At 65.1% G+C, this 18,697-nt stretch carries 12 protein-coding genes; 7 read left to right on the top strand and 5 right to left on the bottom strand.

Annotated elements, in window-relative coordinates; translation table 11 throughout:
• On the top strand, positions 1–2,151 hold the full coding sequence (locus tag WG208_RS04580; protein ID WP_337170153.1) for an ankyrin repeat domain-containing protein: 2,151 nt from the start codon (positions 1–3) through the stop codon (positions 2,149–2,151).
• A 105-nt stretch (positions 2,152–2,256) separates the two neighbouring features.
• On the opposite strand, the gene WG208_RS04575 is transcribed toward WG208_RS04580, so the two are convergent.
• Positions 2,257–3,270 carry a hypothetical protein gene (locus WG208_RS04575; RefSeq protein WP_337170152.1) on the bottom strand — a complete coding sequence of 338 codons (1,014 nt, stop codon included), beginning with the start codon at positions 3,268–3,270 and terminating at the stop codon, positions 2,257–2,259.
• Between the two features lie 192 nt (positions 3,271–3,462).
• On the opposite strand from WG208_RS04575, the gene WG208_RS04570 reads away from it, so the two are divergent.
• Both WG208_RS04570 and WG208_RS04565 read left to right on the top strand, forming a co-directional pair.
• Entirely contained in the window at positions 3,463–4,437 is a 975-nt protein-coding gene (locus tag WG208_RS04570) for a creatininase family protein (RefSeq protein WP_337170151.1), read from the top strand.
• Between the two features lie 80 nt (positions 4,438–4,517).
• A complete protein-coding gene (locus WG208_RS04565; RefSeq protein WP_337170150.1) occupies positions 4,518–5,030 on the top strand; it encodes a hypothetical protein in 513 nt (170 codons plus the stop codon).
• Between the two features lie 188 nt (positions 5,031–5,218).
• Here the strand turns inward: WG208_RS04565 and WG208_RS04560 are convergent, their stop codons facing one another.
• The 3 genes from WG208_RS04560 to murB form a co-directional block, all read right to left on the bottom strand.
• Positions 5,219–6,598 carry a hypothetical protein gene (locus WG208_RS04560; RefSeq protein ID WP_337170149.1) on the bottom strand — a complete coding sequence of 460 codons (1,380 nt, stop codon included), beginning with the start codon at positions 6,596–6,598 and terminating at the stop codon, positions 5,219–5,221.
• 124 nt (positions 6,599–6,722) lie between these two features.
• Positions 6,723–10,481, bottom strand: coding sequence for a TonB-dependent receptor (locus WG208_RS04555; protein WP_337170148.1), 3,759 nt, complete (start codon positions 10,479–10,481; stop codon positions 6,723–6,725).
• Positions 10,482–10,688: 207 nt separating this feature from the next.
• Positions 10,689–11,669 (bottom strand): UDP-N-acetylmuramate dehydrogenase, encoded by a 981-nt coding sequence (murB, locus tag WG208_RS04550; RefSeq protein WP_337170147.1) that lies wholly within the window; start codon positions 11,667–11,669, stop codon positions 10,689–10,691.
• Positions 11,670–11,698: 29 nt separating this feature from the next.
• Between murB and WG208_RS04545 the strand changes: the two genes are divergently transcribed.
• From WG208_RS04545 to WG208_RS04530, 4 genes are all read left to right on the top strand, one after another.
• Positions 11,699–13,171: a pitrilysin family protein gene (locus WG208_RS04545; RefSeq protein WP_337170146.1), complete on the top strand. Its 1,473-nt coding sequence runs from the start codon at positions 11,699–11,701 to the stop codon at positions 13,169–13,171.
• Positions 13,171–14,595 (top strand): pitrilysin family protein, encoded by a 1,425-nt coding sequence (locus WG208_RS04540; protein ID WP_337170145.1) that lies wholly within the window; start codon positions 13,171–13,173, stop codon positions 14,593–14,595. Before WG208_RS04545 ends, WG208_RS04540 begins: the two co-directional genes overlap by 1 nt.
• Positions 14,596–14,763: 168 nt before the next feature.
• On the top strand, positions 14,764–16,275 hold the full coding sequence (locus tag WG208_RS04535) for a Gfo/Idh/MocA family oxidoreductase (RefSeq protein ID WP_337170144.1): 1,512 nt from the start codon (positions 14,764–14,766) through the stop codon (positions 16,273–16,275).
• A 26-nt stretch (positions 16,276–16,301) separates the two neighbouring features.
• Positions 16,302–17,777 carry a M20/M25/M40 family metallo-hydrolase gene (locus WG208_RS04530; protein WP_337170143.1) on the top strand — a complete coding sequence of 492 codons (1,476 nt, stop codon included), beginning with the start codon at positions 16,302–16,304 and terminating at the stop codon, positions 17,775–17,777.
• On the opposite strand, the gene WG208_RS04525 is transcribed toward WG208_RS04530, so the two are convergent.
• Positions 17,764–18,498, bottom strand: coding sequence for a DUF4397 domain-containing protein (locus tag WG208_RS04525; protein WP_337170142.1), 735 nt, complete (start codon positions 18,496–18,498; stop codon positions 17,764–17,766). The genes WG208_RS04530 and WG208_RS04525 overlap by 14 nt on opposite strands.
• Between the last annotated feature and the right edge of the window lie 199 nt (positions 18,499–18,697).

Genomic DNA, 18,697 nt, shown 5'->3' with positions numbered 1-18,697 from the left:
ATGGACATGCGCACACAGTGGTCGATGCGGCTCGCGGGAGCCGCGGTGTTGCTGGCGGGAACGGTGTCTCCGGTCGCTGGTCAGGACGCGAAGCCGGTGATGCGGGTGTCCTCTTCCTCGTCGTCGCCGCGCGTGGCGTCTTCGGCGGTGGCGCAGGCGGCGCAGCGTGGGGACCTGGCGGCGGTGCGGTCACTCATCGCCGAACGGGCGGACGTGAACGTGCCGCTGGGCGATGGCATGACCGCGCTGCACTGGGCCGCGGAGCGTGGCGATGCAGCCATGGCGAGTGCGTTGATCAAGGCGGGGGCGAAGCTCACGCCGGTCACGCGCAACGGCGGGTACACGCCGCTGCATGTCGCCGCGCGTTCGGCGAGCGGCGCGGTGGTGCAGGCGCTGCTCGCGGCCGGCGCCGATCCGGGGGCACGAACGGAAACCGGCGCCACGGCGCTGCATCTGGCCGCCCAGTCGGGCGATGTGGTGGCGGTGAAGGCGCTGGTGGCGAAGAAGGCGGATGTGAACGCGACGGAGCCGACGTGGGGGCAGACACCGCTCATGTTCGCCGCGGCGGCGGACCGGGCGGGCGCCGTGACGGCGTTGCTCGCGGCCGGCGCGGATGCATCCATCCGGACGCGCACGATCGATCTGACCGAAGAGTTGTCGCGTGAGCAGGCCGCGGCGCGCAAGCGCAACGAAGTGCTGTTCAGCTACCTGCCGGAGAAGACACGCGATTCGGTGATCAAGGCGTTCGAGAAGCAGGCGGCGGAACAGGCGGCGCAGGCCCGTCTGCGCGCCAGTGCGGCACCGGCCGCACCCGCGGGCGCCCAGGGCGCTTCCCGTGGGGGGACGCCGGCCGGGAACCAGGCGGCGGCTCCCGCTGGTGCTGCGGCGCCGGCCGGTGGTGCCGCGGCTGGTGGTGCTGCTGGCACCGCAGCGGCGGCGAAACCCGCGGCGGACAGTGCGAAGGGATTCAAGGTGGGGGTCCAGGCACCGCCGGTGGCGGCACTCACGCCGTCGCAGGTGCAGGAAGCCATCCTCGCCGGTCGCACGATCTACAACCCGAGTCAGAAAGTCGACGGCAAGGTCGAAACGATCATTCCGGCCGACACGACGAACGGCTTCCAGGCCGGTTATGAAGCGACCGTGGGCAGCATGGGTGGCCTTTCGGCCCTGCTGCATGCCGCACGCCAGGGCAACACCGCCGCGGCGATGGCGCTCATCGATGGTGGCGCCGACATCAATGAAGTGGCGGTCAGCGACAGCGTGAGTCCGTTGCTCATGGCCACCATCAACGGACAGTTCGATCTCGCGATGGCGCTGATCAAGCGTGGCGCGAACGCGAAGATCGAAAGCATTCACGGTCTGACGCCGTTGTATGCCACCATCAACATCACCTGGCATCCGAAGTCGCGGTATCCGCAGCCGCAGGCGCTGCAGACGCAGAAAACCACACACCTCGAATTGATGGATGCGCTCATCAAGGCCGGGGCCGATGTGAATGTGCGTCTGCGCAAGAACCTCTGGTTCTTCGGTTTCAGCAACTGCGGCAACTCGAACTGCGGACTGGAAGCGCTCGATGGCACGACGCCGTTCTGGCGCGCGACGTACGCGGTCGATCTCGAAGCCATGAAGATGCTGAAGGCGGCGGGCGCCAACGATACGATTCCGCAGTACAAGGCGCCGACCACCGCCCGTCGGGGTGGAGGTGGTGGATTCGGCCGTCCGCCGGCAACGCCGGCCGACCCGTCCATCGATTCCGCGTCGAAGGCGGTCCCCCCGGGTATCGGCGTGTATCCCATTCATGCCGCGGCGGGTGTGGGATACGGCAACGGCTTCGCGGGCAACTCGCACCGCCATGCACCGGACGGCTGGATGCCGGTCATGAAGTATCTGGTGGAAGAGCTGCATCACGACGTGAATCAGCGCGATATCAACGGCTACACACCGCTGCATCATGCGGCAGCCCGTGGCGACAACGAGATGATCAACTATCTCGTGAGCAAGGGTGCCGATCCGAAGGCTGTAAGCCGTGATTTCCGCACCACGGTGGACATGGCCAACGGACCGGTCGAACGTCTGCGTCCCTTCCCCGAAACGATCCAGTTGCTCGAGAAGATGGGCGCGAAGAACAGCCACCGTTGCGTGTCCTGCTGAGCTGACGAACGCATTGAAGACGCGCTGAAGACGTTGCGGAAATGCACGAGGGGGCCACGGCACTGCCGTGGCCCCCTCGTCGTTCACCGCCGTGATGGAATCGGCTTACTTCTTCTCACCCGCCAGGAGCAGGGTGATGTGTTCCTGCGCCTGCTGCAGTCCCCCTTCGCCATTGCCCCAGTCGATACGGCCGTCCGCGTTGGTGTCGGCACCGGCGGCCAACTGTGATGCCAGCGACGCCAGTTGACCGGTGAGCGTCGCGGCTTCTTTCACGTCGTTGGTTTCCTGGATCTTCTTCGCCAGCGCCACCACCTGATCGACCCGCGCCGCCGTGCTGCGCGCCGCCGTGGCGATGTGCGTGGTATGGATCTTCACGTTGGGAGACGCGCCGGGCTCCTTGGCCGCGAGTTCGATGTGCTGCGCCACGCCCAGGGCGGCCCGCTTCACGCCAAACCCCTTGCCGGGGCCGGTGGTGACGACCGTGGGATCGACGGCGTGCAGCACATGGCCCGCGTGCAGCTTCATGGCGGCCAGATCACTCGTTGCGCGTGTGGCCAGCGCCGCATGCTGTGAAGCCACCTGCGCTTCGCTGAACGCCAGCGGCAGCAAGCCGACCTTTTCGGGGGTGTCCACGAAGCTGGTCGTGACATGTCCGATGTGCGTCCCCACCATGCCGGGTGGCAGGGCACTGGCCGCGACGAAGCCGGGGGCCACCGGTGCCGCCACCCGACCCGGCAACGGCGCGCCGGTCATCTTCGCCACGAGACTGTCGAACTGGGCGCGCAGTTCGACGTCGGTGCTCACCATGAAGCGCTGGCGTTGATAGGCGCTGTCCGTGAGTCCTCTCGCCTTGAGCACCTCGGCGATGAGTTCCCGCTTCTTGACCGCGAGTTCGTGCTGGGCTTCGCCGGTCTTGTTCTTGGCTTGTGCCTGTCGGGCATCGGCGGAATCGTTGACGGCAGTGATCGCGACATGGATCTCGGCCAGTGTCTTGACGTCCACCACGGGGGCCCCGCCTGACGCGGCCTGGGCCTGCAGGGAATGGGACGGCGCCAGAGCCAGCGGCGCGGCGAACAGGGCGGTGCACGCCAATGTGCGCACCAGAGAAGAGCGGGGCATGAACACGCGTCCGACAGTGGGCGGAAGATGGAACATTGCAGCGCCGGGAAGGAGGGAGCGCAACGGAAAAAGCATCACGAAATCTGCGTCGTGAAACTGGCGCGACCGCGCGGAAAGACGCAATGTCGTGCGGTCGGCTGTCATCACGCCGCGTCCCACCGCATTGCTTTCTCTCCCACCGGTACGACCAGCATGCCTCACCTTTCTATTACGCGATCCCCGCGTACTTCGCTCGCCACGTCCGTTGCCGCCGTCCTGGCGTCCGCGGCCGTGTTCGCGACGATGGCCTCCACCGCGTATGCTCAGCCGGGCGGGGCGCGTGATCCCCGTTCACGAGGGGGCGGCAATTGCGCGCAGAACCCCTACAACTGCGTCGATACGCCCAATCCCCTGCCGGCTCCCAATACGGTCTGGCTCGAGGAAATGACGTGGATGGACATCCGCGATGCCCTCAAGGCGGGGAAGACCACGGTGATCATCGCCACCGGCGGCATGGAGCCCAACGGGCCGTGGCTGGCGACGGGCAAACACAACTATGTGCTGCATGCCAACTGCGAAGCGATCGCCCGCAAACTCGGCAATGCGCTGTGTGCGCCCATCGTGAAGTTCGTGCCCGAAGGGGGCTTCGAACCACCAACGGGACACATGGTCTCGCCGGGCACCATGACCGTGCGCGAAGCCACATTCCGCGGCCTGCTCACCGATCTGGTACACAGTCTCAAGGTGCATGGCTTCACGAACATCATCCTCATCGGTGACAGCGGCGGCAATCAGGGCGGGCAGCGTTTCGTGGCCGATTCCCTCACGCAGATCTGGCAGGGGTCGCCGGTGGTGGCCCATGTGCAGGAGTACTACGACTACGCAGGTGTGACCGAGTACATGAAGTCACATGGCCTCGTGGAAGGCGCCTCCGACAATCTGCACGACGATGCGATCATCACGCTCAACATGTTCCTCGACGATCCGAAGAGTGTGCGGTTCGACGAACGCGTGAAGGCAGGCAAGGCGACGATCAACGGGGTGTCGATTGCCGATCGCAAGAAGAACACCGAGCTCGCCCGTCGGATCGTGGAGTTCCGGACTGGCGTCACCGTGGACGCGATCAACAAGGCGATCGCCAACAAGGGTACACTGCCGGCTCCCCCGCGGCGTCAGCCGGGGTCGTGATCGACTGCTGAGGGATTGCTCAGGAATTCTCGATCGGGTTGACGACCGGAGTCCCGATCCGACGAGGCTATATTTCAGATATGTCCCACAGCCGGCGTTTCTCCTCTGCTTTCCTCGCCGTCCTCGCCTTCGCGGGGACGGCGTGTGATTCCGGTCGCGCTTCGGGCGACGCGGCCCGGAGTGCGACGCCGGATGGGGTTGCAACGGATGCGGCGTCGGGAGCAAGTGAAGGCATCGGTGCGGCGTTGCGGGGTTTCACGCGCGGGGCTGCATCGGAGCGTGATCTGGGGCCCGACATCCGCGTGAATTTTCGCGGCGATTCGGTGATTCTCACGGTATTGGCGTCGCCGGGGGATCAGATCAATGCCCTGCAGCCGCCCGTCCTGGAAATGACCGACGGCGCCCGGCATGCCTTCGTCGGCCACGGCATCACGCCGGACAGTGCCTATTTCACCGGCGAGGTGTCGCTGGTGTTGCCCCGTACCCTGGTGCCGCTCACCGCCACGTTGCTGACGAGCTATTGCCGGGCGGGCGAGCAGCTCTGTCGGAGCGCGTCACGACCGGTGCGGATACAGGAACGCGCGGGCGACTGAAACGAACAACAGCAAACAAAAAAAACAGCCTTGCCGCGGATTACGCGGATGGAGCGGAAACAGCACGGATAACTACGGGAAAAATCCTGTTGTTGATCCGTGTTGTTTCCGCCCCATCCGCGAAACCCGCGGCAAGGCTGTTTGTTGTTGTCTGTTGGTCGCCGACAGCGGATCGGCGACGTGCGCCATCACCGCACGCGCGCACGCTCCAGTTTCGTGCTCATGCCATCACGCGCGGCGAGATACACCACACCACCGGGAGCAAAGCCCACGATGACGCGTCCTTCGGGAACGAGCACGCGGTCGACGGCTTCGCCCTTGTCGTTGATCACATCGTACACGACACCCGCCGGTTCGGGCTTGGTCGGAATGGTGCGCACCCAGATGTTGCCGTCGGCGTCGGGCCGCGCGCTGCCGGCAAAAAACGGGGGCTGATAGTCTGGCAGGGTGCTCGGCGAGACGTAGTTGATCTGCGGAGCGGAGATACGCGGCGCACGCACCTGCCCGCTGGTGGCGCCACCCGGGCCGCCGTTCACCTCGAAACGCATCACCACGGGACCACCAGCTCCGCCGGCCGCGACGGCACCACCACCCATCGCCGCGCCGAATGCCTGCGCCATCTGTTGACCCTGTCCCGGATTGGCCGCGGCCTGGCGGTCGCGGATGGCCTTCACGGAGTCGATGAGCCGCACCTTGTCCTCGTCGCCGAGGCGCCTCCAGTCGAAGGGAATCTTCGTGGAGCTGCGCTGCTGCCTGCCGGGCGAGATCCAGTCCACGTGATAGTCGCGGCCCCGGATCAGGGCGACATCGCCGTTCGCGGTCACCGCCCACTCGTCCACCACCGGCAGGGGATTCACTTCGATGGACACACTGATGGTGCCATCGTCGCTGCGATTCATGCTGGTGTTGGTTTTCGGCACCTTCACGAATCCGACCGTGTCGACGGCGCGTGTCTGCAGGTTCACGCGCTGAATGGGCATGCTGTCGGGTTGCGTGGGCATCTGCGGTACACCGCCACCAGCGCCACTTCTCTCCGCCATGCGCATCTGCAGCGCCGGTGAGCCGCGATACACCAGATGTCCATCGCTGTAGTACGCCGAACTGCCAAGTCCGCCGGCCGCCAGCACCATGGCATCCTGTGAACGCGGCACCGACATCACGCGCGCGATCCTGCCGGCGGGATCGATGACCAGCATGGACAGCGATGCGGCATCCACGAACAGCGTGGAGTCGCCCCGATAGGCGATGAGCGCACCCGAGCGTGGTCCATAGGCATTGGCCGTGCTCGCGGTGGAATCGGCGACGACCGCCAGCACTTTGAACGTGGTGTCGACCAGCAACACACGCCGGCTGGTGGCGTCGTTGATGAGCAGCCGCCCGTCGGAGAGGGCCCGTACGTTGTTCACCATACCCAGCGAATCGCTGGTGGTGGCGAGCGTCGGGCCGAGTGGCCGGATGGCCGGGCGGTTCTGCGCCGTGGCAGTCGATGCGAGGGTCGCACTCGCGGCAAGCCAGACGGCACCGGTCGCGAGCGTGCGGATCGGAGGGAGCGACCTCGGGAGAGACATCGGGAGAGCCCTGTGAGGGAGAGAAAGGATCGGGGCCGAAACAACGCGATGGACGATGTGATGAACAGCGTGATGATCGACGTGATAATCGACGTAACGACGTACCAGACGATTGAAGCCCGGGTCAGCGCATGATGATCGTGGTCTGGGCACCACCGGCGCCCATGCCGCCCGCGCCCAGGAAGGTGGCGCCTCCGGGAAGCATCATCGTCGAGCCGCCACTGCCGGCGGTGCCGGATCGGATGCTCTTCAGATAGCGATCGTCGAGCGACGACGTGATGAAGGCCGGCAATTGACGCCGCTGCGTATCGGTGAGCAGTTGCTTCACCGCGGGCGCATAACCGCGCAGCATGTCGATGCTGGCTTCACGTGCCTTCACGTATTCCCAGTAGATCCGGTCCCGATCGTAGCCGTCTGGGAGTTCCGCATACCGCCTGGCGATAGGCGCCCAGATGGAATCGAGACGCACTGTATAGCGGCGGTTCATCATGGCCAGACTGTCTGCCTGCGCCGCCGAGAGTTTGAGCGTGTCCTGATCGCGCAGGATGGTGGCCATCGGATTGGGAACACCGCCGTTGCCGAACTGGGCCTTGATCAGCGCTTCGGGCGCCTTGGTGCCCTGCGTGCGGCGTCCACGATCGAGCGCCTGCGTGAGCACCTGTCGTTCACGGGTGGGGCCGATGTCGTAACGCAGCATCGCACTGACCGTCACCGGCGCCCGGAACGCCTGGTACAGCGGGTTCGTGGCGCCGAACCGCTGATTCACTTCGTACTTGTAACGCTTCGTGACCGGATCGAATCCGCGCACGTAGAGCAGGGCCGGGTCGACGAATACCTGCTGTCCCCATCCGCGCAGATCGTTCTGTCCATGCAGCAGCAGGTCCGCCGCGCCCAGCGGGTTGCTCACATTGAAACTGAGCGTGGCGCGCTGCGGCATGCGCACCTTGAGCGGATTGAACGAGAAGGACAGGTTGGCCGTGCTGATCCATGGACCTTCGCAACTGTTGCGCGCGGCGAGGGTGCCGAGCTGCTTTTCGAGGCAGCGCCGCGCCACCGACGACCCGTCGCCGAGCAGGGAGCGCATGGCCGCCGCCGTGGCCGCGTCGGTGGTATTGGACGGATCGAAGATGAACGCCCGATCGTTGCTGTATCCGTCGCCGTTCACATCCCCGCCGATGACGGGTGTGAACGGGGATCCGGAGCGGAACTGACCGCCCCAGGCGATGCGGATGAAATCGAAGGCGTTCCAGGTGATGCTGTAGGTGATCTGATGCCGGGAATCGAACGGCGAGCGCGACCACGCTACCGCGTTCGGATCGCCCGCGGTGCTCTGGAAGCCGCGGAACTGCTCGCGTGCATTGCTGTAGGTGTAGCTCGCGTTCCAGCTGATGTTGGTGTTGAACGACATCGGCGCGAAGCGGGCGCTGAATTGTGCGCTGCGTGAAGCGAGATCGCTGCGTTGTTCCGTGACACGCTGGAAGGCCGGATCGAGACGTCCGTCACCCGCGGCAATGCCCCCGGTGAGTGGGACGATACTGCCGGCGCTGACGTACACCGGACGCTGGCCTTCGTTGTCGAGTGTGAATCGCTGGATACCCCCGAAGTTGCGGTCCACGAAGCTCGACTGACGCTGATTGATGGAATAGGTCGCGTCGAAGGAGGCATTGATCCGGTTTTGCAGCACCGGTCCGCTCCAGCTCAGATTGGAACGGATACTGCTGGACGGCGCATAGTTCTTCGCAAAGAGCGTCACGTTGGGCGCGCTGTTGGCGAACACGCTGCCCGTGGTGCCATCGGCGCAGCGTGTGGGAATGTTGACCGCATCGGTGTACGCTGCCCAGTTGGGCATCGGCACTGCGGAACCCACACATGTGAACTGCTGGATGGCGCTGGTCAGACCGGTGTTGTCGATGGCCGATCCGATGAGCGTGGCCTGCGGCATGTTCTGGAACATGCCGATGCCACCACGCACCACCGCCCGCGGACCACGGAACGCCCCGGCGAAGCCGCCGATCTGCGGTGCGGTGCCGTATTGCCAGGAAAAGCCGCCCCGCACGCTCGGGTAGATCCCATTGGGGACTTCGTCGTTGCGCACGCCGAACCGCTGTGCGATGGCGCTGTTGGCCGCCGGCGCATCAAGGAACCGGTTGGCATCGACGCGCAGTCCGTACTGGAACTGCAGGCGGTCGTTGCGACGATACGAATCCCCCAGCGAAATCGCGCCGATGAGTTGACTGGCATCACGTTCCCGCGGGGACAGTGTGCGTGTGAACGACACCGGAATGCCGGCCTGCAGATCGGCCAGCGAGTTGTACGTGAACGTGCCGAGTCGGTTGGTCGTCTGGTCCTGCGACGAACCGTCACGACGGAACTCGGTGGCCAGTTTGAGACGATGCCTGTTGTTCGCGCTGAACCACGAGAGCGTGTTCGTGGCCATGAAACTGTTGGACGCCTGCGATGTGGCCAGCGTCTGGTTGCCGCCGAACGCGAGGGTCTGCACGCCGTTCGATCCATCGGCGAATGCGCTGTTGATCCGAACCCGTCCGGCGGGCAATGCCACGACGGGGGAGCCCTCCGATGACGACAGGCTGAAGCCCGCCGACGTTTCGGTCAGGAAATCGATGCCGCCCATCGACAGATAGGCACTGTGCCGTCCCTGCAGACCGCCATTGTACGACGTGCGTTGCGCACTGGTGGTGGGAAGCGCGGTGGTGAGTGTGGTGGCGGGGTTCTGCCGGTTCCACGACCCATTGAAGGTCAGATTGTACGCCGTGCCGCTGGTGCTCGACGGCGGCGCGAAGTCCACTGCGCCCAATACGCTTCCCTGATCCGCATACCGATGGTCGGCAGTGCCGCCGAACGTGGTGGGGATCTGCGAGGCGCCCAGAATGCCCACCAGACGCTGCACGGAATCGGCGGCCACACCGGTGGCCTCGAGGCCGGTGGACGACGTGTTCAGCAGGGTCTGCAGATCGTTGCTGCGGCGTCCCGCCTGGAAGGACATGGTGTAGAACGCCTTGTCGAACACCAGCGGTCCGGAAATGCTGCCGCCCAGCGACCCGTTGCTGTATTGCTGACCGGTGGCACGTGCCGCCGCGTCCATCCATTGCAGTTGGGGCGCCTCACCGAAGAAGCTCAGTCCACGTGCACTGAAGTTCGACCCACCGCGGGTCCGGAGACTGAACTGGCCTCCACTGAAGCCCCCACGTGACACATCGTAGGGCGAGGTGGCCAGCGAACTCGTGACGCCGGCGTCGCGGGGCAGGCCGCTGCCGCCGAAGTTCATGCCGTTGAGCGTGGTCGTGTTCTGATCGGCGCCGAGTCCCATGACGGAGTAACCGTTCGCTCCCCCATCCTGTCCGGGCACGAGTTGCACACCGGGCAAGGTGGCCGCCATGGCCGCGATATCGCCCATCTGATCCGGTGGCAATGCGGCATTGGTGGGGGGCAACACGCGGTCGGTGCCGCTGATGTCCTGCTGGGCATCGTTGCGTGAGACTTTCTGCCGGTCCGCGGTGACTTTCAGGGCATCGAGCACCGTGCCGACCTTGGTCAGCTTCGCATCGGCGAGCAGGAATTCCTCGTCGGCGACGCGCTTGATCTCGAAACGCTTCTGTGCGAATCCCACGGCGTTGACGGTGACCATGTAGTCGCCATCGCCATTGGGAAAGGTGACGGTGAACCGACCGTTGCGATCGGTGCGCGCGGTGCGATTCACGTTGCCCGAGATCATCGTGACGATCACGGTGACATTGTCGAGCGGTTCATTGTCGGCGCCGGTGATGCGCCCCCGGATCACGTCCACCTGCTGTGCCATGGCCGGCGGTGCGAGACACGCCAGCAGCACGACGATGGACCACAGAGACAGGAATCGACGATACACGTCGGAGCGGGACGGAGGTGGAGGAATGCCGAGGAACGGGGGAACGGTCGGTGCGGTGGAGCGCACCGGATGTCCCGTTCGACACACGACCCGCGGCGACCGTTTCCTTCCTTTCCGTTTCCTTGTTTCCTGTCCCTCGTTTCCCTGCGGCCTTTCCGGCGGGGGCCGAACGGCAGCGCCGGGTCCTCCAGCCTCCTGCTTCCCGGGTCAGAACTCTCCGATGAAGCCGATCTCCGTCTCCAGCGTATAACCGAACTTCTCACGCACGGCCGCCTGGGCATGGGCAATGAGTGCGCGCACGTCCGCTGCCGTGGCGTTGCCCAGATTCACGAGAATGTTCGCATGGATGTGGGAGATTTGTGCGTCTCCCACGCGGTAACCCTTGAGACCGCACTGATCGATCAGGCGGCCCGCGCCCACGCCTTCGATCTTCTTGAAGACCGAGCCGGCACTCGGATGCACCTGCAGCCACGGATGCCGCGATCCGCGCCACGACAGGTTCTCCTGCAGGATGCGATGCAGCGCCGCGGGATCGCCCGGTGTCAGACGGAAGGTCGCATTGAGCACCACGTCCCGCCGGTGATGGAAGATGGTGTCGTCGTATCCGAACCGGATGTAGTCGGCGTCCACGACCCGGCGATCGCCTTTCTCCCGCAGGATCTCGCACGAGGCAAAGACCTCACTGATGAACATCGTGCGTTCGCGCTCCGGCGCCGGTGACAGGAAGTGCAGATTCTGCCACAAGGCCCCGCCGATCGTGCTGGGAATGCCGATGTAGTGCTCGAGCCCCGAGAAGCCCGCCCGCACGGTCTCCAGTACGAGATCCTGCACGATGGCCCCGCTCTCGGTCCACAGGGTGCCGTCGGCGTCCAGTCGGTGCGTCCGGGCGCGGTTGCGGATGACCAGTCCCCGGACGCCCCGGTCGCCCACGAGGATGTTGGCGCCCAGACCGAGCACGAACCAGGGAATCCCCAGCGATCGGGCGGTGGTGATGGCGGTGGCGAGGTCGTTGTCCGAAGTGGCATCGTACAGGACGTCCGCCGGACCCCCGATCCGAAAGGTGGTGTACGGAGCCAGCGGCGCGTTCACGTGCAGCCGGGCAGGATCGAGGTGGCCAGCAAGCGCCTCGGCGATGGCGGTGGCCGTGCTCCCCGCGTTCGTCTGCGATGTCAGGACTGGATCAGGCATCGCACAAAGATCCCCATCCCCGTCATCGAATGCCAGCGTCCATTTCACGGACCTCACGGCGTCACCGTTTTGCACGCCACGGGCGGCTCGCGCTGCTGCCTGCCCTGCTGCTTGCCGGCCTGTGCGTTTCTCCCGTCGCGTCGGCCGTGGTACAGCCGCTCCAGGCCCAGTCCCGGGCGGAGCTGGAAAAAGTGCTGCGCCGCAAGGTGCTCGCCAACGGCATGGAAGTCATCGTCGTGGAAAATCACGGCGTGCCCATCGCCACGTTGGAGATCGACGTGCGCAATGGCGCCTTCACGCAGTCTCCCGAATTTGCCGGGCTCGCACACATGTACGAGCACATGTTCTTCAAGGCGAACAAGGATCTGCCCGACGCGGAAGCGTTCAACGATCGCGCCGGTGAGCTGGGCGCGGTGTTCAACGGCACGACGCAGGAAGAACGCGTGAACTACTTCCTGACGCTGCCGGCGGATTCGGTGGCGGGTGGCCTCCGGTTCCTGGCCAGTGCGCTGATCAATCCGCTCTTCCGCGAAGACGAACTGGCCCGTGAAAAGGAAGTCGTGCTTGGCGAATACGATCGCAACGAAGCACAGCCCGGCTTCGACTTCCAGCAGAAAGCCACGGCCCTGCTCTATCCGGGGCAATTCAGCCGCAAGAACACCATCGGCGATCGCGATGTCATCGCCAGAGTCACGCCGGCGCAGATGCGGGAGATCCAGCGCAAGTACTATGTGCCCAACAACTGCGCGCTGATCGTGACGGGTGACGTGGATCCGGCCCGCATCTTCGCGCTGGCCGAACAGATCTTCGGAAGCTGGCCCCGAGGAGCGGACCCGTTTGTGGCCGATCCGATCCCGCCCATTCCGGCGCTCGATGGCAACAAGGCGCAGATCAGTGAAGAGCCCATCAACGCCGTGGCCGTGCTGATCCAGTGGCAGGGGCCGAGTGTGGGCAAGGATCCCGGTGCCACCTTCGCCGCCGACGTGTTCAGCGATGCGCTCAACACCCCCGGCTCCACGTTCCAGAAGAATCTCGTGGACACGGGACTCTGGCAGGGTGTGGGGGTGAACTATTACACGCTCAATCACACCGGACCGATCTCGATCAGCGGGCAGACCACGCCCGACAAGTATCGGGCGGCGATGGCCGCTCTCGAACGCGAGATCGCCCGCTTCACCGATCCCACATACATCACGCCGCGCGAACTCGAAGCCGTGAAGGCCCAGCGCGCCGTGTCGAGTGCGTTCGGCATCGAGAAGGCTTCGGAAATCGCGCACACCATCGGGTTCTGGTGGAGCGTGTCCAATCTCGACTACTTCATGAGCTACACCGATCAGATGGCACAGCAGCGCATCACGGATCTGATGCGCTACACGAAGACCTACATCGTGGGCCAGCCGCGGGTCACCAACGTGCTGCTCTCGGCCGAGGCGCGGCGTGCCATCGGACTCACGGAACAGGAACTGCTCACGCCCAGCACGCGTCCGGTGGTGCGTCCGTGATGCGCGCGTTCACGATTCCCGGTTGGCGGCAGCTGATGACCGGCGGCCTGGTGGCCGGTGCGTTCATGGCTGCCACCATGGCTACCACGGTCGACGCACAGGCCACGGGCACACCGCCGCGTCGCCCCGCGGCCGCGAGACCCGCCGCATCGGCGGAGCCGCCCTCGTCACCGGTCATCATGGGCGACGATTCCCTCACCATGAAGTTCGAGGTGAGCGGCATCCCCGTGATTCTGCGCCGCGTGACCGCCAACAATGTCGTGGCAGCCAATCTGTATCTGTTGGGCGGGGTGCGGCAGCTCACGCCGCAGACACAGGGCATCGAGCTGCTGCTGCTCGAAGCGAGCGAACGCGGCACACAGAAGTATCCCCGTGACGTGCTGCGTACACGCATGGCGCGCATGGGCAGTGTGATCGGTGTGAGCGCGGGGGTGGACTGGACATCGGTGGGGCTTCGCGCCACCACGACCAGTCTCGACAGCACGTGGACGATTCTTGCCGACCGCATCATGGCGCCGCGACTCGATCCGGCCGAAGTGGAGCTGGTGCGTGAGCAGTTCGTGACGGCCGTGAGCCAGCGGAAGGACAGCCCCGATGCGTTGCTCGATTTTCTCGCCGACAGCATCGCTTTTGCCGGTCATCCCTACGGACTCGAGCCCACCGGTACGGAGGCGTCACTCTCGTCGTTGCGGGTGGCGGATCTGCGCACGTATCAGACCGAACAGATGGTGACGTCGCGCATGATGCTGGTGGTGGTGGGCAATGTCTCGCGCAGCAAGGTGGAGAAGCTGGTGCGCGAGACCATCGGCCGGCTCCCGCGCGGCAACTATCAGTGGACGCTGCCCGAACCCCCGGCGGATCTGCCCGGTGCGTACGTGATCGCGCAGCGCGAGTTGCCCACCAACTATCTGCAGGGGTATTTCCACGGCCCGCAGGCGTCCAGCAAGGACTACGCATCGCTGCGGCTGGCCTGTGCGGTGTTGTCGGGGCGTCTGTTCGGTGAAGTGCGTCAGCGGCGCAATCTCACCTACTCGGTGAACGCGCCGTTCATAGAACGGGCGTTCTCGATGGGTGGGCTGTATGTGACCACCACGCAGCCCGATGAAGTGCTGGCCATCATGCAGCAGCAGATCCGCGCGCTGCAGGAGGGCACCATCACGCGTGATGGACTGGAGCGTCTGGTGCAGCAGTTCATCGTCACCTACTTCCTCGACAACGAGACCAACGGCGATCAGGCCAACATGCTGGCGCGGGCCGAGTTGTATCAGGGGGACTTCCGGCGGGCCGCGCGCTTCGTGGACGAACTCCGGTCAGTGAGTCCGGAAGACATCCAGCGGGCGGCGCGCACCTACATGAACAAGGTGCGCTGGGCGTACGTCGGCAATCCGAGCCGGGTCACACCGGCGCGGCTGCTGCGTTTCTAGTTGGCGATCGGCCCCCGCGCCGCGCGGTTCCGGCCCGTTTCAACCTCGACGGAACGCAGGGCAAGGGCTATCATCGGGCAACGCCCGAAGCACGGGGATGGCGGCTGGCCACGACAGGCCGGCTGTTCATCCCCGAACGCCTTTCCGCCTGCCTTCAGCGCCCCTCCCATGTCGAGCTCTTACTCGCGTCGTGATTTTGTTGGCGATACGGCCAAGCTGGCCCTCGGCGCCATGATCGTTCCCCGTGTGGTGCTGGGTGGTCCCGGATATCGTGCGCCCAGTACGAAGCTCAACATCGCCTGCGTGGGCATCGGCGGCATGGGCATGAACAACATGGCGCAGGTGCTCGGCGAGAACATCGTGGCCGTCTGCGATGTGGATTTCAGTTACGTGGAGCGGTCACTGCAGGGGCGTCTCAAGCCCAGGGAGGGAGAGCCCACACCGCGAAACGTGCAACTGAGCGAGGCCTACACGAAGGCGGTGAAGTACGCGGACTTCCGCCAGATGCTCGACAAGCAGAAGGACATCGATGCCATCATGGTGGCGACGCCCGATCATCTGCATGCGCCCATCGCGCTCGCCGCCATGCAACTGGGCAAACACGTCTACGTGCAGAAGCCCCTCGCGTATTCGGTGTACGAAACGCGCCTGCTCGCGAAGGCGGCGGCCGCCAATCCGAAGCTCGCGACGCAGATGGGCAATCAGGGGCATTCGATGGACGGCTCCCGTCGCATCAACGAGATCGTGGCGTCGGGTGTTCTGGGCAAGATTCACGAAGTGCACGTGTGGACCGATCGTCCCGTGCGGTATTGGGCGCAGGGTATTCCACGACCCCGTGCGGCGAATGCGCCGGCACCGGCGGTGAATCCGCGTCCGCAGTGGAACATGGGCACCGTGGACAACGCAGTGCGTGCGGCCATGGCCGCCAACGACACCACACCGCCACCCGGCATGAACTGGGATCTCTTTCTCGGGCCTGCGCCGGAGATTCCGTATCATCCGGCCTATCATCCGTTCGCATGGCGGGGCTGGATCGATTTTGGCGTGGGAGCGATCGGCGACATGGGCGCGCATCTCATCGATCAGCCCTACACGGCACTGGGCCTCACGCATCCCACCAGCGTCGTGGCGTCCTCGAGTCCCTGGGGCGGCGGTGCGCAGACGCCGGCCACCTATCCGGTGGCGACCACGGTGCAGTTCGAATATCCCGCCGTGGGCAAACGGGGGCCGGTCAAACTCTATTGGTACGATGGCGGTCTGATGCCACCACGTCCCGCTCTGTTGCCCGATGATGTTCCGATGTCCGCCCCGGGCAGCGACGGCGGCGGTGGGGTGTTCATCGGCGAGAAGGGCATCATGTTCTACGAGACGTACGGCAACAAACCCCGCATCTTCCCCGAGTCGGTTGCGGCCAGGGCGGAAAAGGTGCCGGTGACACAGCCGCGCATTGCGGTGTCGCATGAACAGAACTGGGTGGAGGCGGCGAAGGGCGAGACGACGGCCAGCTCACCATTCGCCCAGGCGGCGCCGCTCACGGAAACCATGTTGCTGGGCATCGCCGCGCTGCGCGCCGGTCAGGGGCGCAAGGTGATATACGACAGCGAGAAGATGCAGTTCACCAACGCGCCGGATGCAAATCAGTATCTGACACGGGTGTACCGCAGTGGGTGGCAGCTTTGAGCAGCACGACACGGATGCGGCGGCAGATGCAGTTTGTCGCAACGCTGGGTGTGCTGGGCACGCTTGCCACGTCGACACTGACGGCGCAGAGCACGAGTCCGTATGTCGTGGCCACACCGGCGCCGTCGGGCTTCGATCGGGCGCAGGCACAGGCCGCCACGCTGACACATCTCAAAGCGCTCATCGGGCGCAATACGCAGAACCCGCCCGGCAACGAGCTGCTCACGGCGCAGTATTTCGACAGTGTGTTCGCGGGAATTCCGGGCGTGGAACGTCACATCCTGCCGGCCGGTGAGGCCGGCAGTGGGCGCGCGAATTTTGTCGCCCGTTTGCGGGCCACCAATCCCTCCAAACGTCCCGTGATGATCATGGGACACATGGACGTGGTGGGTGTGGATACGGCCAAGTGGAAGACACCGCCGTTCACGGCCACCCTCGTGCAGGAGGCAGGTGGTGTGGACTACCTCTACGGACGGGGTGCCATCGACGACAAGGGCATGCTGTCGGCGGCGACCGCGGCGCTGCAGCAACTGGCCCGGCAGCGCGATCAGCTCGATCGGGACGTGATCTTTCTGGCCACGGCAGCGGAGGAAGGCGGTCCCGAGGTCGGCATCGACGAGATGGTGGACAAGCACTTCGATCTCATCAGGGATGCCGAATTCGCGCTCAACGAAGGCGGGCGCGTGCGTGTGGCCGAAGGACGGGTGATGTCGGTGAACATCCAGACCACCGAGAAGGTCTCGTACACCATCACTGCGCTGGCCACGGGTCCCAGCGGGCACGGTTCGGTGCCGCTTCCCGACAACGCACTCGCCGCGCTGGCGCGTGCCGTGCAGCGCGTCCATGCCTGGAAGGCGCCGGTGCTGCTCAACGAGACGACGCGTCTGTATTTCTCGCGGCTCGCCCGTATCGAAAAGGATCCGGTGATGAAAGCGGCCATGCAGCGGGTGTCGGCACCGGGTGCATCAAAAGCGCAGATCGACGCGGCCGCGGCCATTCTCTCGCGTGAACCACTGCACAACGCCGTGCTGCGAACGGGTCAGTCGCTCACGCTCATCAAGGGCGGCATCCGCAGCAACGTGATTCCCTCCGACGGCAGCGCCACCTTCAACGTGCGCGTGCTGCCAAACGACGATGTGCGCGGTATCGTGCAGGCGTTCAATCGGGTCGGCGGGGAGAAGCAGGTGAAGTTCACGCTCGATGGTGAGCCGCGCATATCCCCACCGGTGTCGCCGGTGAGCACCGCACTCTATCAGGCCATGGAAACATCGGCCGTGGCGATGGTGCCGAGTACCGCGGTGATCCCGTTCATGAGCACCGGCGCCACCGATGGCGCCGCGCTGCGTGCCAAGGGGATTCCGACCTACGGCATTCTGCCCATGCCATTGCCCATGGAAGACGAGCTGCGCATGCACGGGGACAACGAACGGGTCCCCGTGCAGGCACTCGGCTGGGCCGCGGAATTCCTCTATCGCACCCTGCAGCGCGTCACGGCACGATGACCGCCGATGGCACGCTGAGCTGATCCTCGACCACGAGCATGTCCAGGGCGTCGGGAACGGCGCCCGTCAGGATCACCGTGTAGCTGTGGCCGGCTGCGAGCTTCAGCGAGCGCGAGAGCAACGGACGGGCTTCGGCGTCGGTGCGCACGTGGAGTGCGGCGTTGGTGGGAACCACCGTCTCGAAACCCGTCTCCGACGCTACATCGACATTGTCGAAGAGCGTGCCCGACCGTCCATCCAGCGTCACGTCCACACGCCCCGCGGCCACTGAACCGTTCACGAAGCGTACACGCGCCGCCGTGCTGTCGGCGCCAACTTCGTCACGCATGACGTGCAGCCGGACTCCGCCACCTCGCTCGGGAAGAGTCACGATGGTGTAGTGTGACCCATCCATCAGCATCTTGAAGTCCGACGCGATGGTCGTGTCCCTCTGGCTGTCCCGTACGCGGAAGCTTGCCACGTTGTCGGAGAGCGGGATGTAGGTCGAAACGCCCTTGTGGGAGATATCGGTGAACAACTCGTGATCGTCGGCACTGATGGAGATGGTGCGATTCTCCGGCAGGGCGTTGATCATCCGGACGAGTGAGACTCCGCGACTCTGTGCCAACTCTCCCGATGGCGATTCCAGGCGTCCTTCGGATGTCGTGGTTTCGATCCCCTGATCCGTGCGTTCCGGACGACAGGCAGCGGTCAGGGCGATCAGAGTCAATGCAACGGTCATTCGGGTATGCAGCCTGGGACGCATCGTGGCACGCATCCTGTTACGCATACTGGTACGCTTCTGGGTAGGCATGACTCCTCCCGTGTTCGGTGTGCACGGCCGAGGCGGCCGCGTCCGGAACAGGCCCGTGTCGAGTGTGACGGACGTCGGACACTGTGCGAGACAGCATGTCTTCATCATGCATGACGCGTGCCGGAGG

The organism is Gemmatimonas aurantiaca, from assembly GCF_037190085.1.
GTDB classification, from domain to species: domain Bacteria; phylum Gemmatimonadota; class Gemmatimonadetes; order Gemmatimonadales; family Gemmatimonadaceae; genus Gemmatimonas; species Gemmatimonas aurantiaca_A.
The sequence above is the reverse complement of the archived record's forward strand: the minus strand, read 5'-3'. Positions and strand labels throughout refer to the sequence as shown.